This is a genomic window from Allobosea sp. GW823-FHT02B03 (assembly GCF_058797755.1).
Map to the genome: position 1 here is coordinate 221,446 of NZ_JBXAJY010000002.1, position 20,798 is coordinate 242,243.

Consider the following 20,798-nt stretch of genomic DNA (forward strand, 5'->3'; position numbering starts at 1 on the left):
CAGCTGACGGTGATCATAGCCCTCTCGGTCGAGCTGCCGGGCAATATCTCGCACCCGGCGAACTTTTCCCTGACGGGCAATATCGAACGCCCTTTCCAGAGACGACTTACTGGGCTCCATCTCGGCCCCATCGGCGCCAATACCCGGTTCGGATATCCCAGTCTCTCGGCAGCAAATCTGCTGGACCGCGAGTGCCTCGACATAGCGAAGACGGGAAGCGGCGGTGTGGCTCGCCGCGGGCGGCGAGCCATTCGAGAAATCTCTCGGGGCGGATCAGGATCAGCTCGAGTACCTGACCTCGCGCCAGGTACTCCTGAGCGACCCGCATCGCACTTGCGTGCCATACATCATAGCTGGGATGGAACTTCTTGCGATCTTCCGCCAGCTCCAGAAGCCGGGCGAAATCCTCGCGCTCGTACCACGGCATGGCGACCGTGTACGCACCATTCTGAGGGTTCACTTTTCTGCCGATCGTCCGCGCGCGGCGCGGAAACTGAGGCTAACCGCCCAACTTGGGGGTAGTCGGCAAGGAAGCGCCGAAGCGCTCGCCGGGGCTCGAATAGAGCAACCCGCGACACCTATAGAACGTGCGGCGGGTGCAATTGTTCCGCAGATTCTCTTCGATGCCTTCGTGCCGGCCGGCGTTACAAGCGGGGCGTTTCGACTCGGAGATCGCCTTGAACTATCCGCCTCCCAATCCCCCGCTCGCCTATTCCCATCTCGCCGGCCGAGAGGTTTCGACCTGGTCGGAGGAGTGGAAGCACGAATGCGAGATTGCCTATCTCTCGGGCTTGCGCCCCCGAAGCTGAGTGTCATGCTCGACGGCGTCGCCGGTTCGACCGATCGCGAAGAGCGCGGGATCAAGGGCGTTCGCGGCGAGGCCGCAGTAGCCGTGCTGCGGGCCGAGGTCGCGCGGTACCGGCAGATTAAAGCGCAGTAAGCCCGGCAAGCGAAAAGCTCGCTACCCCCGGCGGGGTAGCGAGCAAGTTGTCCTCGCGTCGCTCATCTTCAGGGCAGAAGGCGACCGACGTGATCGGCACCCGCCAGAGGCCGATCGTGCGGAAAACCTGATAGCATTCCCAATGTTCCGCCCGGAGCGAAGAGGGCGAAAGAACATCACCCAGCCATCGTGCACTTTGAGGCGGGCTGAGCAGCGACCGGCTTGGCATCAATGAGGAGTGACTGCGCCACACAATAGTTCTCAGCGGCTGTACGGAAGCGTTCCCAGGCTGGCATCCGCTTCACGGCCGGAGACATCGATCCTGGATACTCCGGTTCGGTTTCCGGCGGCAAAATCGAATCCGGGTCAATGCGCGCGGACCGGCAAAGAGCCCGTGCGATAGCTGCGATACGAGCTTCATCCATGGCCGTCATCCAAGTGGCAGGCTAGGCCAACACCTCCCGCGCAAACGGGTGACCGGTACATCCGCGGCTCTCTCGATCGGCGGGGGCGAGCGTTCAAGGATTGAACGCAATCAGAGAACGGGCCGAGCTCTATCGGGTTCCCTGAAGAGAAAAGCATTAAAAGACATCGCTATGGCCTTCCGATCGGCGTTCTATCTTGGGGCAGTTGTCTCCATGCCACTTGTGGAAATGACCGCCGCGGCTCGCATTGAAGCCGCCAGGCGGAGACTCACCATGATTGCCGGAAAGGGAATACCCTGCGCGACGGGCGCCGGATCGCGCTCGGCTATGAGTTCGCAGCGGTCTACGACGATCTCAGAGTTGGTTTTCTGCGTTGCGATACGAGCGGGGTCGACCCGTCAGCCTTTTTCGACCGACTGAAAATGGAATGCGAGGACGGCACCACCATCCTTCTAGCCGTCATGCACCACAGCGACCGGTATCTCGGGATAACTGGGCGGGTGATGCCATCGCACGAAATCGAGCGGGAGGGGCCTTTGCGCGCCGCAACTAGGGCTTAGGCTCGCCGTTCGCGCGCTTGTTCGTCATATCCGCAGCCGTTTCGCCTCGAAACGTCAGGGAGGCTTGGTAGAGCACTGTGCCGGCCTCGTTTTCGACCGCGACCCGGAAATCGACGGCTGCGCTCCTGGGCAAGTCCCGCACGAGTTCGGCGAGTGCGCGGTGAGCTTCCTTCACGGCTGTCGCATCATCCAGCAATTCGATGCCGCCAGTTAAATCAAGGCGTTCGCCGTCGCTCACTGCGAAGCGGTACGTCGGCATGGGGCACCTCCCAATTCGGAAGAAATGCCGATCGCAGGCGCGGGTTCCCCGACGTCTGCAACCTGGACCAACGATTGCTTCGAGCGACCGCTTCCTCGGCATCTGCGAGACCTATGAACTGGCCTGGAACGCGCATAGCTATTGGTCCAGATGGCCAGCCGCCGAGCAAGGGGATCGCTTGGAGGAGCACCGCGCAATCCTGGCTGAGTTGGAACGGGAGGCTGCGCATTACGTGAGCGCAGGAAGCGAGAGAATGTCCGCCCCTGTGTGAACGGCCTGGGCAGCCCTGCGTCAAAGCAGGTAAAGCTCGTCCCGGCTTTATCAATCTGCCGCCGAGCCGTTGATCCGACGCAAGGATGGCTGTATCCACTTCGTGGATACCAGCGCAATGGACGCCAGAGTATTTTCAACACTGAACCTGCCCGCGCGCCAGCAGCTTGATGCTTGGCGCGGCTGGTTTGATTTATTCGATGTTCAGTTCGATGCCTCTTGTGAGGGCTTCGAGGCAACGAGCGAGACTTGGAACTTCGGCAGATTCAGCTTGGGCCGGGTGAAGGCTCCGAAATTGCTGGCCTCTCGAACGGCTAAGCACTTACGTCGCGATTCAATCGATCACTGGAACATTGCGATCGGTCAGAAACGAACGCTTGCCGATGCGGGAGGAAATCGTTCGATCGACGTGCCAGCCGGCGTACCGTTTGCCGCATCGTTGGGCCGTGACGTCGTGAGCTTTCGGGATCAGGACGAGCGCCTGCAGCTTTACGTGCCGCGCGATGCCTTTCCTGACTTGGTCCCGGCATTCGAGGCCGTCGAAGGTCGGCCGCTGACGAACTCTATGGGGGTGCTTCTGGCTGAATTTCTCGGCCTTCTGGCTCGCTCCGCTCCGGGCATCCCCCAATCTCATGTTCCTGCCCTGCAGAGCGCTATTCACGCAATGCTGCTGGCTTGTATTGCGCCATCGCCCGACAACGACATGATCGGCGCAGCACCAGTCGCCATGACAAGAAAGGCAGTTATCCGCCGCATCGTGGATCAGAACCTGCATCGCAGCGACCTCAACACGGAATTCCTCTGTCGCGAGGCCGCCATGTCGCGCTCGCAGCTTTACCGGCTGTTCGAAACCGAGGGAGGCGTGAAGGCATACATACAGCGCGAGCGTTTGAGGCGGTGTTTGGGGGAGATTACCAACAGCATCGTCAGTAAGCGGTCGATCCTGTCGATCGGAGAGGAGTTTGGTTTCACGGACGCATCCAGTTTCAGCCGTGCTTTCAAAAGAGAATTCGGCCTGACGCCGACAGAAGCGAGGCACGGCGACCTGTCAGATGCCCCCTTGCGGCCGGTGCTTGGTAGACGGCTGAAGGCCGAGGTGAGCAGTCTGGTGGATATCCTTCGACAGTCGGCGTGGCCTTAGGCCTTCCAAATGGCTCAGTCCAATCAAAAGGCCCGGTTCGCGTTAGCGAAACCGGGCCTCAATTTAGAACGAGAACTCAGCGCTTCCTAAGGGCGTCGATCGCCTCCCCCGCGGCGCTCGCCGCTTCCGACTTCACCGCGTCCAGCGCGCCATAGAACGCGCCGCCGAAGGCACCAGCGAGAACCCCGGGCGGTCCCGCGTAAATTCCGATCTCGCCGCCCTTCATGAAGGCCTCCTCAGTTTTCTCGCCGATGTTGCAGATGGCATCGTAAAGGTTGAAACCACCGCTCACGTTGTCCAGGGCCTCATCATTCAAAGCAACGTTGTCGCGCTCGGTGTTCATCGCTCTGCTCCATCACTCGCGTCGTTTCGGTGAGGCGGGTGTACGGTGACTGACTTACAGGAAGCTTACAAACGCAGTGCCAACGGCAGCGCCATCGCTTCACACCGCAACCATGGTTACGAGATCGCCACTGCTTTTCTCATGATTTGACCAGTCGAAGATCAAAGCCATACATGCGCGCTTCAGCGCCTGGACGTTTAGATCGCCCGTTGTCGGAAGCCACTGGTTCCAGCGCTCAGTCGCGCTTCGTTGGGCGTCCAGGATCGATTGGGCTCCACGACTCCGACGGCTTCGGGGCCCCTTTCCCGGGCCCTCCCGTGCTAGCGTTTGGATCAGTCTTCGCCCCTTCCGCCTCCGGAACTCCCGTCCCGGGCCGCGGCCGGCTGTCGGCGCCACGGCGAGGCTGTCCGGCGGTCTTGTCTTTGTCGGGCGTTGTGCTGTTCACGGCTGATCTCCCTGAGTTCGCGCAGATGGTTTGCTCGCGCCTCATTCTCGAAGCTTGCCCAGATTCCCAGGCAGCCCCGAAAACGGCAGATCGTCGGGGCTCTGATTGGTGCCCGGAACAGGATTATCCTCCGGCCTGTGGCCTTGCGGCTCGCGGCGGGCTTCCCACTGGCGAAGTGCAGCGACGAGCTCCGCCAGCTCGGCAGCCGCCTTGGAGCCCTCGGGTGCGTCGCTCAACGCATTGGCGCGCGCAGCGACTGCTTCGTATTCGTCCTTGTTCTCGATCTGCATGTCCGAAACTCCAAACATGCTCTCCGAACACGAGAGATTGACCGAGGTTCCCAAGCGACGAAGTGGGACATATCCGCCGCGTCGAAGCGCCTCGCCGGAGCGCCAGGACCCTGCCGCAAGGTCATTATCCGCACCCCGAATCCGGCCGGAACATGGAGCTCGCTCTCCCGTTTCATCGGCGCGTTTCCAGCCAAGGAGGAACCACGATGGCCAGCGAACCCAAGACCCTGAACGACCTCTTCCTCGATACCCTCAAGGACATCTATTACGCGGAGAAACAGATCCTGAAGGCCTTGCCGAAAATGGCGAAGGCGGCGACGGCACCTGAGCTGAAGCAGGCTTTCGAGAAGCATCGCGACCAAACCGAGATGCATGTCGAGCGTCTCGCGGATGTGTTCGAAATCATCGGCAAGGCGCCGCGCGGCAAGACCTGCGACGCCATCCTCGGCATCATCGATGAAGGAAAATCGATTATCGAAGAGTTCGAAGGCAGCCCAGCTCTGGACGCTGGACTGCTGGCCGCGGCGCAGGCGGTGGAGCACTACGAGATCTCTCGCTACGGGACGCTCAAGGCCTGGGCCCAGCAGCTCGGGATGGCCAATGCTGCGAAGCTTCTCGATCAGACTCTCACCGAGGAGATGAAGACGGATCAGACGCTGTCCCAGCTCGGCGAGAGCAAGATCAACAAGCAGGCCCTGGCCAAGGCAGCCTGATTTCCTTCGGCTCCGGCTGCATGCCGGAGCCGCTCCTCCACTGGCGATCGAGTCGCGCTGCAACACTCAGCGGTTGCGGCGCGGAAACTCGACGATCCCCTCCGCCGTGGGTTGCTGGCTGGGATCGACGGCATTTCGTCGAGCGGCGCGTTCCGCACGCTTCTCAGCCTCAACGCGATCTGCCTCAACAAGGCGATCGAGGGCACGGGTGAACGGATTGTGAGGACTACGTCCACCGGGCGTATTCGTCATCGAGCCGGGTCCTTGTGGTTTCACAAATCAAATCGATGCGCTTCTCGCTGGCCGGCGCTTCAGCTTGGTCAGTGGGCCCCCGAGATCGGTTCTCGCATCGCAGTGCATCTGCGCGGCGTGGAGAAATCTCCGCCATGCCGGCATGGGATCGGCTGCCGGCGTCATTGAGACGGCATGCGACACCAACGTATCGGGCAGGATCAGCTCGTCAGGGTCGAAGCCAGCCGAGCGCGCCAATGCTCGGGCGATGTACTCCACGCGGCCATGCTCCATGACGCACCTGCAACTCGGTAATCAGCCTGCCGCTCGGTCCAGCGACCGGTACATCCGCGGTTCGAATGACCAGCGGCAAGCGTCACGCCGCTAGGGCGCGAAGCGAATCCCGATCACGTCGGCGATGGCTCCAGAGGTGCTACGGCCTGGCCACCCAGAACCGTGCCATCCTGCATCGCCGTAACTTCCCGCAGTATTTCGACGGCATCCTTCTGCGCTCGAATGAAGCGCCCCATGTCAACCGCACTCTCCGGATTCGCGCCCAAAGCCTCGAGGGCGGTTTCGACTGCACCCCGGAGAGCACCGAACCGGTCTACAAGTCCGGGAACCAGACTGACGGGAAGCTCGCTCATCACCAAAGCTTACGCCCTTGAGCCGGTCGCGCACCGTCAAATGACATATTTTCCTAGGCGATACGGACGATCAGCCACTGCCTGTCGCGCGAGCGCGATTGTGAGCCAGTTCCCGGCATCGATCAGGGCACGCCCAGTCCGGCTAGCCGATTACCTCTGAACCTGCATAGCTGGAGTGCGCCGAAACGCTTGATGCATCCGTTGCACACCAGCAATGGATCGCTTCAGCATTCGAGCCAAGACCGAGTAAGACCGCCATCCTGCCGAGATTTCGCATCTTTCACTGGGTCGCCGCTCACAAGCGCACCCTCGCCACCGATGAATTCCTGGGGAACACCCTGGCGTTCATTGCAGGTGCTATCAATGCCGGCGGTTTTCTGGCCGTCGGTCAGTACACCTCGCATGTGACGGGGTTTGTCTCTTCGATAGCGGACAATCTCGTCCTGGGTTCGCTTGGGATCGTGCTGGTCGGTGTCACCGCGCTCCTGACCTTCGTGTCGGGGTCTGCCTGTTCGGCCGTCCTGATCAATTGGGGGCGGCGCAACGCTCCTGGGAGGCAATATGCCTACCCGCTCGGCTTGGAAGCCGCCCTGCTTCTGCTGTTCGGCGCGCTCGGCAGCGCCAGCAGCAGCTTTCCCGGTCTTCTCCTGCTGGCCGCGCCACTACTCTGCTTCATCATGGGCCTGCAGAATGCCACCATCACAAAGATCTCTGGTGCCCGGATGCGCACCACCCATCTGACCGGGATGGTCACGGACATCGGCATCGAGATGGGCAAGCTATTCTACTGGAACCGGCGCAATGGCCTGCCTGGCGCCCGCACCGTCGCCGCGGACAGGCGCAAGCTCGCCATCCTGCTGCGCGTCGTCGGCATGTTCTTCGCCGGAGGTATTGTCGGGGCCGTCGGCTTCGCGCAGCTCGGGTACGTGTTCACAGTTCCGCTCGCGGCGATCCTCCTGGGATTCGTTTGGCCGACCTTCGTCCGGATCGACAAACGACCATAGCGCTGCGCCTTGAGGCTCATTGCCTCGCGCCCGAACCCGTTCTTCACGGGAACTTTTAATCTCCAGCTTCATTCCTCTCAATGTCGGGAGGATGGCATGGAAGATGCGCTCTTCGTCACCGCTGGAATGCTCGCTGTAGCAGCCTTGTCGTGGTTCGCGTCCAAGCACTGGGAGCTTTGAAAGCTCGTAGGAGTGTTCGGCTCATCGGTTGTCCGACCAGAGCTGTGTGTTTCCAAGGTCTACCACAATGCCGCACTACTTCGATATCTTCAATGCCCAGTCCGACAGGGTCGATGTAGGCGGCCAAGATCTAGAGAATGACGACGCGGCGGGTAGCCTGGCGTTGCGGACTCTAGCCGAACTGGCCCACCAGCATATCCGCCGCGGCAGAGATGCTGTGCCGGAGCGTTCCCTGAAATGAAGACCCCGCCTCCCTCCGAACTCGTCGCGGAGTGGCCATTGCCGCCACTAGCGAGCCTCGGCTCGACAGTGAGGGCAATTGGTATCCAGCGCGAGCTTCGGAGACACCTACCCTGGAAGATGCGTAATTTTCTTCGCGTCGACGGCAACCAGGCGGTTCTGCACTTGCCAATCGAGGAAAAGGAGGCGTTCAGCGCGGCCTCGGCCAAGATCGCGACCGCTATTGAGGAGATCTCAGCTTACCCCGTGCTCCCTAGCGAAGTGGAAGACATTCTCGGAATCTCCTCTCGCGAGCGCCACAAATGGATGAAGCAGTCTCGGCTTAAAAGCGCCGGGACGCGAACAGTGAAAATGCGGGGGCGGGCCAAGGCGGTGACCTTTCACGTTTTCGATACCCAGCACATTGAAGACATTCTCGATCGCGATCTCCCAACGATCTGGCGCCAAGAAGATGCCGCGATGAGCGCCGAGAACCGCAAGCGCGCGGCCGCCAAACGTCGACTTACTGGCTTACAGACAATCAGCCGATCGGGTCGCGCCGGATCCGCTGATGACGCCTCCGGATCGAAGCTAGAGGGTTGGGATGTCTTCGCGGCAGAAGGTTTGCTTCGCACCCCGAGGAAATAGCGCGTCTCGAGATCGACTTCCCCCCGCGGTCCGCTGGAACCGTCGGCGCCCTGCACCGTTTCGCGCTTATGGCTCGCACGCTAGAACTCGATCGAACCAGTCGCCTTGCGGTCGCGACCTTCAACGTCAACAACATCAGAAGGCGGCTTTCAAATCTGCTGGATTGGCTCGCGCGGGCCCAGCCTGACATTGTCTGCCTTCAGGAGCTCAAATGCGCGGATCGTGAGTTCCCCGAAGCCGAGATTCGCGCGAGTGGCTATGGAGTCGTCTGGAGGAGCGAGAAGACCTGGAACGGCGTTGCCATCCTCGCGCGCGGAACAGACCCCGTACTTACGCAAACCGAGCTACCAGGCGACGCAATCGACCGCCAAAGCCGCTACATTGAAGCTGCGGTCCGGGGCATTCTTGTCGGCTGCATCTATCTGCCGAATGGAAATCCGCAGCCAGGGCCGAAGTTCGCCTACAAGCTCGCCTGGTTCGAGCGACTTCATGCGCATGCAGCTCGCCTGATTTCCGCCGGCGTCCCCGTCATCCTGGCCGGCGACTACAATGTCGCTCCGACCGATCTCGACATTTATCCGACAAGGTCCTGGGACCATGATGCATTGATCCAGCCGGAAAGCCGGTTAGCGTTTCACCGACTCCTTAAGCAAGGATGGGCTGATGCAGTTCGATCAGTACATCCAACAGAGCGCATCTACACCTTCTGGGATTACAAGCGGCAGCGTTGGCAGCGAAATGCCGGGTTGCGGCTCGACCACATTTTGCTCAGTCCCACCCTTGCGAGAAGACTGCTAGACGCTGGCGTCGATCGGGGCGAACGGGGTCAAGAGGGCGCAAGCGATCATGCGCCTACTTGGGCGCTCCTAGACCGCTAAAGGCCGCCCTAGGCCACGAGATGGCTTGAGCGGTCGACCCAGCCCCACCCTTTTCGCCAATTGCGAGCGTGATTCAGCGTAAGCGGTTCTGCTGCGCTTGGGCCTCGTCCTGCGCACAAAATGGATTCGCCTCTGCAAGTAGTGCCCGCTTGCACTTTACGTCCCAAGCTTCTGTCGCCGCGATCAACATCCGCAGCTTTCTTTCTTCTGGACTGTCTTCGATCGCACCTAGCAGTCGCTCGATCAGGCGGCTTGCAGCATCCCACTCGCCGGATGTTCTGATCTCAATATTGATTAGCATGAAGCACTCCCAGCGGCGCTTCAACGCATTGTCCGTGTGTCCGTTCCGTTCGGGAGGGGCCGAAAGCCGAGATCAGGGGGATTACCTCCGGTGGCTGTCAGGCTGAAGCGAGCGGTCTAGTCTGTCTATTGTCTTTGGCTCCGAGGTTTCCAAGCCGCACGCCCGAGCGCGTCACTGACTTCAACCGGGACGACGCATCGGTTGACGACGCAGCTTTGACCGGCTCAGCGGCGCCAGCCCGCGATCTCTTGCAACCTCCGCTAAAGCTCTGCGTTGTGAATCTATGCCCGATTGGATACCGGCGGCGGCCGACGGCACACAGTCCTCACGCCGGAAATTTGCCGGACATCAGAGCCATCGGCGGCTCTATGCTATTGAATTTTCGGATGAAATCGACCTCGAAATGACGACCGATTCAAGGTGGTTATTCGAAGATGCTCATCAGCCAGAAGTGAGCCAACGGAGCAGGGCAATGTCAGCACGCGCGATGAGCTTCGTCGAGGAATGGCTTGCGGAGCGGATCCAGCCAGGTGTCTACCACGACGAAGAAAGCCCCGATGAGCGGAATAGCAATCTCGCAGAGCAACTGCTCCTTGACGCTGCCTCTGCCGGAATCCCCGAGGGAGAGATCGCGGAGGAGTATCCAGACCTCGCTGGTCAGATCGCTTCGGCGATGAAATCCGCCTTGAATGACGAGGAAACGTCCCGCGACAGCAAGGACTAAGCTTGGAGGGGAAGCTGATGGGTAACTTGGAGCGGGCCATCGAGATCGCCGCCGCCGCCCATGCGGGCCAAACCGACAAGGCCGGCGCACCATACATCTCACACCCTCTTCGGGTCGCGCTCGGCTTTATTCGAGCCCGAGACGAAGAACGGGCGATCATCGCCGTTCTGCACGATGTGATCGAGGACAGCGCGATAACAGCTACAGAGCTCCGAGGTGAAGGCTTCTCAGAGGCAATCGTGGAGGCCGTCGAAGCCCTGACTCGGCCGGAAGGCGAACCCTATCGCGAATTCATCCTCCGTGCTGCTGCGAACGAACTCGCCAAGCCGGTGAAGGTCGCGGATCTCAAGGACAACCTAAGTCACGCTAGGCTAGCGATGATGCCGACAGACGAGAGGTCAGAGCTGTTGGCGAAATATGAGGGTGCGTTGGAGGTGCTAGGAGCGGCCTGAACCTCAATTACCCTTGTTAGGGTGAACCAGGACGTCCTTGTACTCAGGATGGCGCCTTGCCCAATCGGCGATGAACGAGCAGGCGGGAACGATCCGATCTCCGTGTTTGCGGGCATGATCGAATATCGCGCCAGCAAGCTGCGAGCCGACTCCGCGGCCGCGCGCGGCGCGCGGCACCTCGGTGTGTGAAATAACCAGCGCTTTCTCAATTCGTCGATAGATGGCGAAAGCTTCGCCATCAGCAATCGTCATGACGAACCGGGTATGGTTGGGCTCGTCTCGGATGACAGGTGCTTCCATCAGGACTGTCTCCACGGCACGAAGCTTGACTACCAGTTGAACCCTGGCGCTCGGCGCGAGTTCCTTAGGCCAGAGAGCATTTTCCATGCATTCTTGCGGGCTCATCCGGTACCCGGACGGCCTACCATTCGCGAGCGCGGGAACGACGGCGCTCTCAGCGGTTCACTCCGAAGTTGCGTAGGAAGTGTTGCCATGGCCAGCCCAAGCGAGCCGAACATTGCGACAAGCCCGCGAGCGTCGCTGTCTAATTCCCCTCGAGTTCTATCGAGAGGCCTGCCAACACGAAAGCGGCAATCGGCACGTCGTCGTCTCGCGCCCTTCCCAAATCTCGCGACAACCAGTTAGGGGCTCTAGGACGGAACTCCGGAACACTTCGGTTGCCGACTTGAGATCGTAGCCACCAGCGCCACGCGGCGCCTTTGACGCCCTGGCCTGCCGCTCTGGAACATCTGCGGCTTTCATGCCCTCCTGCGTCCTATTCGTACTCGCCGATCGCGCTCAGCCGTGCCCATCTGCTCGCGCATCTGCCTCGCCGCGCGACCGTTCTTTCGCGCGGCGAGACCGCCGCCGGACGCGAGCAGCACGCTGACGTGAGCGCGAGGGCGTCGAGCCGCGTCATAAGTTTCAGTCTCGCCGGCACAATATCCAGGGCCGATCCGGAACAAGGCGGCGCGCAACCGGTTCAGCCCGGCAGCGGGGGGAGCCCACAAACAAGGGAGCGCCGCCATGGGCTGGTTTTCCAAGGACATTGCCAACATGGACGATCTCTTCGTCCATACGCTGCGCGACATCTATTATGCGGAGCATCAGATTCGCAGGGCCTTACCTGACATGGTCGACAAGGCGACGAATGCGGATCTGAAACAGGGGTTCCAGACACATCTCCGAGAGACGGAACAGCACATCGTGCGGCTCCAGGAGGTTTTCCGGCTGCACGGCGTCGAGGAGAAGGGTGTGAATTGCCCGGCGATCGACGGCATTCTGGAGGAGGCAAACGAGATCGCCGGCGAGGTTGACGACAAGCAAGTTCTTGATGCGGCGCTGATAGCGGCGGCTCAGGCTGTCGAGCACTACGAGATCACCCGTTACGGAACGCTGGTCGCTTGGGCCAATCAGTTGGGTCGCAGTGACTGCGCGGCTCTGCTGAAGCGGAACCTCGACGAGGAGGCCGCAACCGACGAGAAGCTCTCGCGGCTGGCCATGAGCAACATCAATCGCAAGGCCGCCTAGTTACGTCCCTGGGCCGCTGCCCCGATTTGGTGAGCAGCGGCTCGACCTTTGTGCCCCTTCCGCTCAAGGGGCAGAGCATTTTGGGGCCCAGCTGCGAAACCCAAACTGATCGCAGCCATGGTCATACGGAACTGTCCGGTGCAATCCCCACTCAGTCGATCGTATCAGTCGTTCTAAGGCGGTCGAAACCTCGCCACCAGATTGCGCCAAAGCGGCCTGTCGGCAGATCGGAAGGGGCACTCAGCGCGACAAATCGGCCAGCCTCACTTCGACTGTTACCGACAGGCCTGCAGGCCGCCATTCATAGGTCATTGTTGCACCTAGCTGGGATCGTGCAGCCCTCTCAACTAACACACTCCCGAAACCGTTTGGACCGGTGGGCGCGTTGACAATTTGAGGGCCTCCCTCTTCGCGCCATAGCAGTCGCAGCTGCCCAGCCGCAGCATCCACCGCGACGTAGACAGATCCATCACCTGTGGAGAGGGCGCCATACTTCACGGCGTTGGTAGCAAGCTCATGAAAGACCAGAGCCAACGCCGTCGCTGCGTTCGGGCCCACAATGGCATCGTCCCCCTCGATCAAAACCCGTCGGCCCGAAGCGCCTTGGTATGGCTCCAAAAGGCGCGCGAGGAGCGACTTTACCCCCCCATCTCCAACCTCTTTTCTTGAGACGAAAGCGTGAGCGCGATGCAATGATTGCAGCCGACTTTCGAGCTTCTCCGCGAACTCCTTGTTTGTGGGCTCGAACCTCGCTGCCATGCGAACGAGGCTGTTGACGACGGTAAAGATGTTGGCGATGCGGTGCGACAGTTCGCGGGAGACCAGCTCACGCTGCTCTTCAGCCCGCCTGCGAGCGGTAATGTCGATGTGAGCCCCGATCAGGCGTAGGGGAGCTCCCGCATCGTCCCGGACTATTTCTGCTTTCGCGAGAATCCAGCGTGTCTGTCCGTCGCTGGGCCGTATGATCCGATATTCGACCTCATACTCCGTTTCCGGCCCGTTTACTGTCGCAAGAAAGTGGCTCAGCACACGGTCACGGTCTTCCGGGTGAATTCGGGCTACCCAGGCCTCATGGGACTCGTGGGTTGCGTCGGGCGGCAGGCCATGCACGACCAGATACTCTGGTGAGCGCACGTTCTTGAAATTGTTGCCCCGCAGATCGACCTCCATGCCGCCGATCTGGCCTATCCGCTGAATACGGGCGAATTCTGCTTCTCGCGCGCGCAGCCTGCACTCTGCCGATTCGCTCGTGTCTTCTGCCATGTCACTCTGGTCCGCCGATAACCAAGCTTACGCAGCCAAACCCCTTCTCCGCAAAGTCATAAGACAGCGCCGCGCCAGGGGGCGCTGGTCGCGGAGTAATTCTAAGGAAAGCCCGACGGCCGAAGCTGACGGTCCTTTCTGGCGCCCCTTGGAACAGAGGGGGGCCGTAATAGTTAGGCCAGCACGATGGAGCGCCTCGCTACTAGCGCAAAAGGAATGCCATCATGGATACCGAAAACGGCTTCAAGACCATGTCCCAGCATGCGGACGCTGACGCTCCAGGCAAGACCCCTGCCTCCGCTTCATCAAGGCTGAAGCAGTTCGACGATGACGGCGAGTTACCCGAGGCCGCGAGAGATCGCGCCACCGAACTGCAACGTTTGATTGTCGAAGAGATTCGAGATCGGCCGTTGCGGGCGTTAGGGTGGGCCGCGACTGCCGGCTTTATTCTTGGCATCTGGATGTCGAGGTAGGTTATGGCGGGCTTGGCGGTCCTGGCCTCGGCACGCATCAAGGCCGCTCTCACCCGCGCCTTCACCGTTTACGGCTTGCTGGCTGCAGGCTGTCTGATCCTTGTGTTCGCAGCCGGCTACGCGCTGGATGCCGGACGGGCAGCGCTGGCTTTTCGCTACGGCCCGGTGCTTGCGAGCCTTACGATCGCTGCCGGGTTGCTTGCTGCCGCGGGGCTGCTTGTAGGGGTCGCTGGCTATCTGCGTCGCCAGCCAAGGCCGATGACCTCCGAGCTCGAGAAGGCCTCTCCTTTCAGCACCCCACCCTATCCCGCGCCCTATTCGATCCGACGCCTGGGAGCAATTGCGTCGGCGGGCGCAGGGGCCGCGTGCGCGGGACTGGTGATCTACCTTGTCAGGGATAGCCGTCGAACCATCGTTGATAAGCAGGATGGCGACATCGATTGAACATCTTGGGCCGAAAAGCTCGCCTTTTGACCGGTAGCGATTGTCGGGGAATGACCTCGTGGGCGAACAACTACCTGATCTGACAACCAACACCCTTCATCTGTGTATCGATATGCAGCGGCTATTTGGGCCCGAAGGTCCTTGGTCCACCCCATGGATGGCTCGCGTTCTGCCACAATGTGTCGCCTTGGCGGAGCGCCGCCCGCAAGCCACCATTTTCACACGGTTCATAACTCCGGCGTCGGCGGAGGAGACCTTCGGAGCTTGGCAGGACTTCTATCATCGCTGGCCGGAAACGACACGCGACCGTCTCAATGCCAGCTTGCTCGATCTGCTCCCGGAACTCGCTCGGTTCACGCCGCCGGCGCGGGTTTTCGACAAGCCAGTCTATTCGGCCTTTGCAAGCCGCAGATTGCTCGCCCATCTCCGCCAACGGTCAATCGATACCGTTATTCTGTCGGGCGCGGAGACTGACGTTTGCGTGCTCTCCTCGGTATTGGGAGCCGTCGATCACGGATACAAGGTCGTTATCGCGACCGACGCGGTCTGCAGTTACTCCGATGCAGGCCATGATGCTCTGCTGGCGCTGTTTCGGGAACGCTTCAGCCAACAGGTCGCGGCGGCCACAACAGATGAAATTCTGGATCGCTGGCAATGACACTGGCGCCCGCACACGGTCGGCCTGCTCCGACGCTCGCCGGGGGCGTCACCAAAGCCGCGAACCAATCCTGCCCAGTAGCGTTCTAGGTTGGGTCAGGGAGATCAGCCATGGATGCTATCCCGGGGCTGGTCGCGAGTTCTCTGGCGAGCATAAAACCCCGAACCGGAGAGCGCAGGAGAACGGTCATGATCCACCACGTCTCTCTGGGCACTAACAATGTTGGTCAAAGCCGTGCCTTTTATGATGCTGTGCTCGGAGTGCTCGGCCTGCGGCTCATCAGATCCTCCGAAGAGTCGGCAGACTACGGTGTGTCAGGAGTAATATTTAGCTTGGAGACGCCCGTTAATGGCGCTCCTGCCTCGGCCGGAAACGGCGTACACATCGCCTTCGATGCGGGCGACCGATCTGTAGTCGATGAGTTCTACAGGATCGCCTTGCAGCATGGGGGCACCGACGCAGGGTCTCCTGGGCTCCGGCCGACCTACAATCCCAACTACTATGGCGCGTTTGTGCTCGACCCCGACGGCAACAAGATCGAAGCGGTTACGCACAATGGCAAATAGCGGTCGGCGCCGAGCTCAGACGTCCGGCCATGCTGGCCTGTCCACAGCCGGAATTCGAGGGGTGGAGCGTGTCTTCCGGGACAACGGTCTTAGCCTGGCTCTCCTGGCAATGTTCATAGCGTCTCTCGGCGGCATGGCACTGACCGGACACGCAGCGCACAACCAGCAGCTGGCCGCGCATGCTCAAAGTACAGTTAGTCTCGGAAGCTATTTGCTTGGAGGCGCATTTCTTTCGGCGCTTTTTGAGAACTGGGAGAGCGAATTTCTTCAGATGGCGGTCTTCGTCGTGCTTACCGCAATCCTGTTCCAACGAGGCTCGGCAGAATCTCGCGATCCTGACGCTCCGGAGAGAGAGAACGACGCCGTCGCTTGGCGGGTGCACTATCCCTCGCTAGGATGGCTCTATGAACACTCCCTCGGACTTGCACTTGCGTTTCTGTTTGTTGCGTCCTTTGTCCTCCATTGCTGGTTCAGCCTCATTAACGCCAACCAGGAAGCCTCTCTGCATGGAAGGGAGGCACAATCCATTCTGAGCTATCTCGGCGATTCTCAACTCTGGTTTGAATCATTTCAGAACTGGCAATCAGAGTTCCTGTCGACCGCCGTATTGGTCTTGCTTTCGATATTTCTTCGGCATCGACGTTCGCCAGAATCCAAGCCGGTGGGCGCCGCCCATCGAGACACTGGAGACTAGCTGGAGGGGGAAAGCTGCCGCGCAGAGCCGCTTTTCTTTGAGAGGTCGCCATAGCTCGCGAGATCGGACGCCCCCGTGTGATTGCGTGACCGACGCCTGCTAGAAACTGCGTGAGCGTGGAACCCAAAGCCGCCTACGCGGTTAGCTCGCGTGGTCAATTGATAAAGCCTGCTGCTGATGTTCTCCTCAACAGCGCTCTGGTTGCTCACTGTGGTGCTCGTTGCCATCACGGTCTGCTTCATCAGCTGCGGAATCCCCAGCCCCTGGGGCGCGAGCCACTGAACTTGCTGCCGTCCGCACGGAACATACTGCGCCGATAGGCCGTTCCCCTCAGTGAGCGCCTATCACTGTCGGGAGAGTCAGCCATGATGTTCGTGGATCAAATACGGGAAGGACTCAAAGTCGTGGGTTCGGACGGCGCGCACGTCGGGACCGTCGATAGCCTTTCTGGACAGCTTCTGAAGCTGAAGAAGATCGATCCTGCCTCAGGTGGGATGCACCACTACCTCGACATTGGGCTCGTGGTGGGCATCGAGGGCGACACGATCTCACTGATCATCCCCGCAGCCGAAGCCATGGAACGCTGGTCCAACGAAAGCGCCTAGCACTTGCCCCCCGATATTGACCCGGAGAACAGAATGACCCGAACCGTCTCGGATTTCATCTGGACCCGTCTTCTCGAATGGGGCGTCACGCGCGTCTACGGCTACCCCGGAGACGGAATTGGCGGCCTCATCGCTGCCTTGCAGCGCCGCGAGAACGACATCGAGTTCATTCAGGTTCGTCATGAGGAAACCGCGAGCCTGATGGCTTCCGGCGAGTCTCGCTTTACCGGCAAGGTCGGCGTCTGCCTCGCGACCTCGGGTCCGGGCGCCGTGCATCTTCTCAACGGGCTTTATGATGCAAGGCTCGATCACCGCCCGGTGGTCGCCATAGTCGGCCAGCAAGCGCGATCGGCGATTGGATCCCACTACCAGCAGGATCTGGACCTCCAATCACTCTTCAAGGACGTTGCTGGCGCCTATATCGAGACCGCGTCGGTCCCAGCTCAGGTCCCTCATCTGATTGATCGTGCTTTTCGGATCGCGCAGGCGGAGCGTCGCGTCACCTGCGTAATCTTGCCCAACGATCTGCAGCTCGAGCCGATGGTCGAGCCATCCCGAGAGCATGGCATGACGCATTCTGGGGTGGGGATTGAACTATCTCCGGTCGTGCCGTCATTGGATGCCCTTCACCGCGCTGCGGGCGTGCTCAATGCCGGCGAGAAAGTTGCCATTTTGGTCGGCGCCGGCGCGCTTGGTGCCACTGACGCAGTGTTGGCGACCGCCGACAAGCTGAAGGCCGGGATTGCCAAGGCCTTGCTCGGGAAGGCTGCGGTGCCCGACGACGTGTCCTTCTGCACTGGGTCCATCGGCCTGCTGGGCACGAAGGCAAGTTGGGACCTGATGCAGGACTGCGACACACTGCTCATGGTCGGATCGGGCTTTCCCTATACCGAATTCCTCCCGAAACCCGGCCAAGCGCGCGGCGTTCAGATCGATATCGACCCCGGCATGCTCGGGCTTAGATATCCGATGGACGTAAACCTCATTGGCGATGCTACCGCGACACTTGAAGCTCTGCTGCCACTCTTAGGGCCGAAGTCTGCCGATGAGTGGCGAACAGCGATCGAGGCAAACGTGAGCGAGAGCTGGCAGGAAGCCCGCGACAGCGCCCTTATCGAGGCATCTCCGATCAACCCCCAGCGTGTTGCCTCCGAGCTGTCTGAGCGTCTACCGGAAAACTGCGTCGTCACCGCGGACAGCGGCACCACAACAGTCTGGTACGCGCGGCATCTAAGATTCCGCCGGGGAATGATGGGCTCCGTCTCTGGCACGCTTGCGACGATGGGTTGCGCCATTCCCTATGCGATCGCGGCAAAGTTCGCGCATCCAGATCGCCCGGCGATTGCCTTGGTCGGCGATGGCGCGATGCAGATGAACGGCATCACCGAGCTAGTAACGATCGCAAAATACTGGAAGCGCTGGGCCGATCCGCGATTGATCGTCATGGTGCTGAACAATCGGGAGCTCGCCTATGTCACCTGGGAAGAGCGCATCCAGGCAGGCGACCCAAAATGGCCGGCCAGCCAGGATCTTCCTGACTTGCCCTATGCCGAGATCGCGAAGCTGATGGGATTGGGCGGCCGACGCGTCAGCGAGCCGGAGGAAGTGGGCGCCGCTTGGGACGAAGCGCTTGCGGCCGATCGCCCCTACGTTCTGGACATGGTCACCGACCCGAACGTGCCACCTCTCCCGCCTCACATAACCTTTGATCAAGCCCGCGGGTTTGCAGGAGCAGTCGCGAGCGGGGATCCTGAAGCCGGCAACATTGTGAAGAGCACTGCCCGTGCATTGCTCGGCACGCTACTTCCCACGTCGAAAGGTCGCTGAGAGTCGAGCCGGCAGCACTGTTGGTTCGTGCGGCGACGGTGGCCGACTTCGCGCCTATGATAACCGATCAAGCCTGGAGCCGACCTAAAATATCGGCTCCAGGCGCCGACGAAAAATTAGGCGCTTCCGCTCGGGCTTCTCCGCACTGAAGGTCGGCTTATTGGAAAACCGCCAATGTCAGCAATTGGCGCATTTCGCCCGGACGAACGACTGACACTTTTGGCGCGTCTTACCCGCGCACTAAGGATCCGGTCTGCCGTTGCTGCCGAAATCGCCGGGGAATTAAGCCAACGGAGTGCCACGCCGCGATCCCATGGTCCGCCCTTTCGGCGCGAGTTTTCGCCACGCATAAGAAAGTCGTGCACTGACCAGCCAACCGCTGAACTGCGAGTAGATAGCGGATCATCATCCCAGTAAGGTCAGCGCAACACGCGGCGCAGGCCCGAGAGCCGGTCGATCGCGACCATCACGACGATGGAGATCAGGATCAGCGAGCTGGCGAGCGCAGCGCCGACCGCGTCGTACTGGAACTTGATATAGGAGAAGAGCTCGACCGGCAGAGGCGTCCAGCCAGCGGGCGCCAGGAAGACCGAGATCGGGAAGTCGTTCCAGGATAGGACGAAGCAGAGCACTAGGCTGGAGACCAGCCCGGTCCGGATCACCGGCAGAGTGATCGAGACCATGGTCCTGACCGGCCCCGCCCCGACATTGCGCGCAGCCTCCTCAAGCGACAGGTCAAAGTTCTGCATGCTCGCCGTCAGGATGCGGACGGCGAAGGGCAGGACATGGATCGAATGCCCGATGACCAGCGCCGGAATGCCGGAGCCGAAGCCGAGCCGAGCGAAAAAGACATAGAGCGCGAGACTGAAGATCGTCGTCGGGATCAAGAGCGGCGACATGATCAGCAGGTTAATCAGCGCCTTGCCGCGAAAATCGTAGCGGACCATCGCCAGCACCACCATGAAGGCGAGCGTGTTGGCGATCAGCGTCGCCGCGACGCCGAGCCAGAGGCTGACCCCCATCCCCCGCACGAAATTGTCGGAGGTCCAGGCCTGGCGGAACCATTCCAGCGTAAAGCCGGAGGGCGGCAGGATGAACTCCTGCGGGTTCACCGAGACCATCAGGGTGATCAGGATCGGGAAGAACAGGAAGCCCATCGCCAGATAGGTGACGAGCCGCAGAACCAACGAGCCGAGATCGAGCCGCATCATCGCTTGGCCTCCAGCCGGTTGAGGATCAACTTGCCGAACAGGAAGGACATGCCGGTCAAGATCGTCGCATTGGCCAGAATCATGATCACCGATAGGCTCGACGCGAAAGGCAGGTCGTTGTTGAGCAGCGCCTCGCGATAGATGACGAGGCCGATCATCTGCGTGTCGTTGGCGCCGACCATCAGCGGCACCGCGAAGGCCGAGAAATTCAGGGTGAAGACGATCACCAGACCGGCATAGAGGCCGGGCAGCGTCAGCGGGAAGCTGATGCTCCAGAAGGCGCGCCAGCGATTGGCGCCGACATTGCGCGCAGCCTCGACGAAGGAGGGGTTGATGCGCTCGATCGAGTCCAGCAGCGAGAGTACGATATAGGGCATGCCGATATAGACCAGCAGGATGATCACGCCCTTGAGATCCCACATATAGCGGACCGGCTCGTCATAGACGCCGATCGCAATCATCAGCGAGTTCAGGAGGCCACCGCCGCGGAAGATGACGATCCAGCCATAGACCAGGGTGACGAGGCCGATCAGCAGCGGCGCCAGCACCATCGTCATGAGGATGCTCTTCTGCAGCCCGCGCGTCTGGGCGATGTAGAGCGCGACGGGGTAGCCGAGCAGCACAGAGATCGCGGTGGCAATGATGGCGATGCGGATCGAGAACCAGAGCGTGTTGATCAGGTACCAGGGACTGCCGAGGAAGCGGACGTAATTGTCGATGGTCAGGGCGGAGACCATGTAGGCGCCGTCGACGCCTTGGTTGAAGCTGGTCCGCGCCACCCAGAGCAGCGGCATGACCACGAAGATCAGCAGCGCGACCATCGCCGGAGCGAGCAGGAGCGAAGCCGCCATCCCCTT

The 20,798-nt window shown here is 60.8% G+C and carries 27 protein-coding genes; 18 read left to right on the plus strand and 9 right to left on the minus strand.

Features of this window, described 5'->3' with window-relative positions; translation table 11 throughout:
* Window positions 1-677: 677 nt before the first annotated feature.
* Window positions 678-809 carry a DUF7696 family protein gene (locus AC1REK_RS05895; protein WP_492270344.1) on the plus strand — a complete coding sequence of 44 codons (132 nt, stop codon included), beginning with the start codon at window positions 678-680 and terminating at the stop codon, window positions 807-809.
* Between the two features lie 5 nt (window positions 810-814).
* A complete protein-coding gene (locus AC1REK_RS05900) occupies window positions 815-940 on the plus strand; it encodes a hypothetical protein (RefSeq protein ID WP_492270343.1) in 126 nt (41 codons plus the stop codon).
* A 974-nt stretch (window positions 941-1,914) separates the two neighbouring features.
* On the opposite strand, the gene AC1REK_RS05905 is transcribed toward AC1REK_RS05900, so the two are convergent.
* The gene (locus AC1REK_RS05905; protein WP_492270342.1) at window positions 1,915-2,184 is read right to left on the minus strand and encodes a DUF6894 family protein; all 270 of its coding nucleotides are present in this window, start codon (window positions 2,182-2,184) and stop codon (window positions 1,915-1,917) included.
* Between the two features lie 388 nt (window positions 2,185-2,572).
* Between AC1REK_RS05905 and AC1REK_RS05910 the strand changes: the two genes are divergently transcribed.
* Window positions 2,573-3,595: a helix-turn-helix domain-containing protein gene (locus AC1REK_RS05910; protein WP_316019786.1), complete on the plus strand. Its 1,023-nt coding sequence runs from the start codon at window positions 2,573-2,575 to the stop codon at window positions 3,593-3,595.
* A 76-nt stretch (window positions 3,596-3,671) separates the two neighbouring features.
* Here the strand turns inward: AC1REK_RS05910 and AC1REK_RS05915 are convergent, their stop codons facing one another.
* Together AC1REK_RS05915 and AC1REK_RS05920 are read right to left on the minus strand one after the other, a co-directional pair.
* A complete protein-coding gene (locus tag AC1REK_RS05915; protein WP_316019785.1) occupies window positions 3,672-3,938 on the minus strand; it encodes a hypothetical protein in 267 nt (88 codons plus the stop codon).
* A gap of 486 nt (window positions 3,939-4,424) precedes the next feature.
* Entirely contained in the window at window positions 4,425-4,673 is a 249-nt protein-coding gene (locus AC1REK_RS05920) for a hypothetical protein (RefSeq protein ID WP_492270341.1), read from the minus strand.
* Window positions 4,674-4,879: 206 nt separating this feature from the next.
* Between AC1REK_RS05920 and AC1REK_RS05925 the strand changes: the two genes are divergently transcribed.
* Window positions 4,880-5,386, plus strand: a complete 507-nt coding sequence (locus tag AC1REK_RS05925) for a YciE/YciF ferroxidase family protein (protein ID WP_492270340.1) — start codon at window positions 4,880-4,882, stop codon at window positions 5,384-5,386.
* 66 nt (window positions 5,387-5,452) lie between these two features.
* On the opposite strand, the gene AC1REK_RS05930 is transcribed toward AC1REK_RS05925, so the two are convergent.
* On the minus strand, window positions 5,453-5,638 hold the full coding sequence (locus tag AC1REK_RS05930; RefSeq protein WP_492270339.1) for a hypothetical protein: 186 nt from the start codon (window positions 5,636-5,638) through the stop codon (window positions 5,453-5,455).
* Window positions 5,639-6,611: 973 nt separating this feature from the next.
* On the opposite strand from AC1REK_RS05930, the gene AC1REK_RS05935 reads away from it, so the two are divergent.
* From AC1REK_RS05935 to AC1REK_RS05950, 4 genes are all read left to right on the plus strand, one after another.
* Window positions 6,612-7,268, plus strand: a complete 657-nt coding sequence (locus tag AC1REK_RS05935; RefSeq protein WP_492273790.1) for a YoaK family protein — start codon at window positions 6,612-6,614, stop codon at window positions 7,266-7,268.
* A gap of 247 nt (window positions 7,269-7,515) precedes the next feature.
* The gene (locus AC1REK_RS05940) at window positions 7,516-7,689 is read left to right on the plus strand and encodes a DUF6894 family protein (RefSeq protein WP_492270338.1); all 174 of its coding nucleotides are present in this window, start codon (window positions 7,516-7,518) and stop codon (window positions 7,687-7,689) included.
* The gene (locus AC1REK_RS05945; RefSeq protein ID WP_492270337.1) at window positions 7,686-8,315 is read left to right on the plus strand and encodes a hypothetical protein; all 630 of its coding nucleotides are present in this window, start codon (window positions 7,686-7,688) and stop codon (window positions 8,313-8,315) included. The genes AC1REK_RS05940 and AC1REK_RS05945 overlap by 4 nt, the downstream gene beginning before the upstream one ends.
* 68 nt (window positions 8,316-8,383) lie before the next feature.
* Window positions 8,384-9,193: an exodeoxyribonuclease III gene (locus AC1REK_RS05950; protein WP_492270336.1), complete on the plus strand. Its 810-nt coding sequence runs from the start codon at window positions 8,384-8,386 to the stop codon at window positions 9,191-9,193.
* A 73-nt stretch (window positions 9,194-9,266) separates the two neighbouring features.
* On the opposite strand, the gene AC1REK_RS05955 is transcribed toward AC1REK_RS05950, so the two are convergent.
* Window positions 9,267-9,494, minus strand: a complete 228-nt coding sequence (locus tag AC1REK_RS05955; protein WP_492270335.1) for a hypothetical protein — start codon at window positions 9,492-9,494, stop codon at window positions 9,267-9,269.
* 472 nt (window positions 9,495-9,966) lie between these two features.
* Here AC1REK_RS05955 and AC1REK_RS05960 point away from each other — a divergent pair, with 472 nt between their 5' ends.
* Both AC1REK_RS05960 and AC1REK_RS05965 read left to right on the plus strand, forming a co-directional pair.
* A complete protein-coding gene (locus tag AC1REK_RS05960; protein ID WP_492270334.1) occupies window positions 9,967-10,218 on the plus strand; it encodes a DUF768 domain-containing protein in 252 nt (83 codons plus the stop codon).
* Between the two features lie 2 nt (window positions 10,219-10,220).
* Window positions 10,221-10,670, plus strand: coding sequence for an HD domain-containing protein (locus AC1REK_RS05965; RefSeq protein WP_492270333.1), 450 nt, complete (start codon window positions 10,221-10,223; stop codon window positions 10,668-10,670).
* A gap of 3 nt (window positions 10,671-10,673) precedes the next feature.
* Here the strand turns inward: AC1REK_RS05965 and AC1REK_RS05970 are convergent, their stop codons facing one another.
* Window positions 10,674-10,970, minus strand: coding sequence for a GNAT family N-acetyltransferase (locus tag AC1REK_RS05970; RefSeq protein WP_492270332.1), 297 nt, complete (start codon window positions 10,968-10,970; stop codon window positions 10,674-10,676).
* Window positions 10,971-11,696: 726 nt separating this feature from the next.
* Between AC1REK_RS05970 and AC1REK_RS05975 the strand changes: the two genes are divergently transcribed.
* Window positions 11,697-12,200, plus strand: a complete 504-nt coding sequence (locus AC1REK_RS05975; RefSeq protein WP_492270331.1) for a YciE/YciF ferroxidase family protein — start codon at window positions 11,697-11,699, stop codon at window positions 12,198-12,200.
* 240 nt (window positions 12,201-12,440) lie between these two features.
* Here AC1REK_RS05975 and AC1REK_RS05980 read toward each other — a convergent pair whose 3' ends face one another.
* Window positions 12,441-13,463: a sensor histidine kinase gene (locus tag AC1REK_RS05980; RefSeq protein WP_492270330.1), complete on the minus strand. Its 1,023-nt coding sequence runs from the start codon at window positions 13,461-13,463 to the stop codon at window positions 12,441-12,443.
* A gap of 224 nt (window positions 13,464-13,687) precedes the next feature.
* On the opposite strand from AC1REK_RS05980, the gene AC1REK_RS05985 reads away from it, so the two are divergent.
* The 7 genes from AC1REK_RS05985 to AC1REK_RS06015 all read left to right on the plus strand — a co-directional run bounded on the left by AC1REK_RS05985 (window position 13,688) and on the right by AC1REK_RS06015 (window position 18,730).
* A complete protein-coding gene (locus AC1REK_RS05985; protein WP_492270329.1) occupies window positions 13,688-13,936 on the plus strand; it encodes a hypothetical protein in 249 nt (82 codons plus the stop codon).
* A 3-nt stretch (window positions 13,937-13,939) separates the two neighbouring features.
* Window positions 13,940-14,380: a hypothetical protein gene (locus AC1REK_RS05990; RefSeq protein ID WP_492270328.1), complete on the plus strand. Its 441-nt coding sequence runs from the start codon at window positions 13,940-13,942 to the stop codon at window positions 14,378-14,380.
* Between the two features lie 58 nt (window positions 14,381-14,438).
* Complete coding sequence (locus tag AC1REK_RS05995) at window positions 14,439-15,038, plus strand: cysteine hydrolase family protein (RefSeq protein WP_492270327.1); 600 nt, start codon at window positions 14,439-14,441, stop codon at window positions 15,036-15,038.
* Window positions 15,039-15,226: 188 nt separating this feature from the next.
* Entirely contained in the window at window positions 15,227-15,604 is a 378-nt protein-coding gene (locus AC1REK_RS06000; protein ID WP_492270326.1) for a VOC family protein, read from the plus strand.
* A 61-nt stretch (window positions 15,605-15,665) separates the two neighbouring features.
* Complete coding sequence (locus AC1REK_RS06005; RefSeq protein ID WP_492270325.1) at window positions 15,666-16,298, plus strand: DUF6766 family protein; 633 nt, start codon at window positions 15,666-15,668, stop codon at window positions 16,296-16,298.
* Between the two features lie 365 nt (window positions 16,299-16,663).
* A complete protein-coding gene (locus tag AC1REK_RS06010) occupies window positions 16,664-16,903 on the plus strand; it encodes a DUF2171 domain-containing protein (RefSeq protein WP_066467555.1) in 240 nt (79 codons plus the stop codon).
* A 33-nt stretch (window positions 16,904-16,936) separates the two neighbouring features.
* Window positions 16,937-18,730, plus strand: coding sequence for a thiamine pyrophosphate-requiring protein (locus AC1REK_RS06015; protein ID WP_492270324.1), 1,794 nt, complete (start codon window positions 16,937-16,939; stop codon window positions 18,728-18,730).
* A 419-nt stretch (window positions 18,731-19,149) separates the two neighbouring features.
* On the opposite strand, the gene AC1REK_RS06020 is transcribed toward AC1REK_RS06015, so the two are convergent.
* Together AC1REK_RS06020 and AC1REK_RS06025 are read right to left on the minus strand one after the other, a co-directional pair.
* The gene (locus tag AC1REK_RS06020) at window positions 19,150-19,941 is read right to left on the minus strand and encodes an ABC transporter permease (protein WP_492256101.1); all 792 of its coding nucleotides are present in this window, start codon (window positions 19,939-19,941) and stop codon (window positions 19,150-19,152) included.
* A complete protein-coding gene (locus AC1REK_RS06025) occupies window positions 19,938-20,792 on the minus strand; it encodes an ABC transporter permease (protein WP_492270323.1) in 855 nt (284 codons plus the stop codon). The genes AC1REK_RS06020 and AC1REK_RS06025 overlap by 4 nt, the downstream gene beginning before the upstream one ends.
* Window positions 20,793-20,798 lie beyond the last annotated feature (6 nt).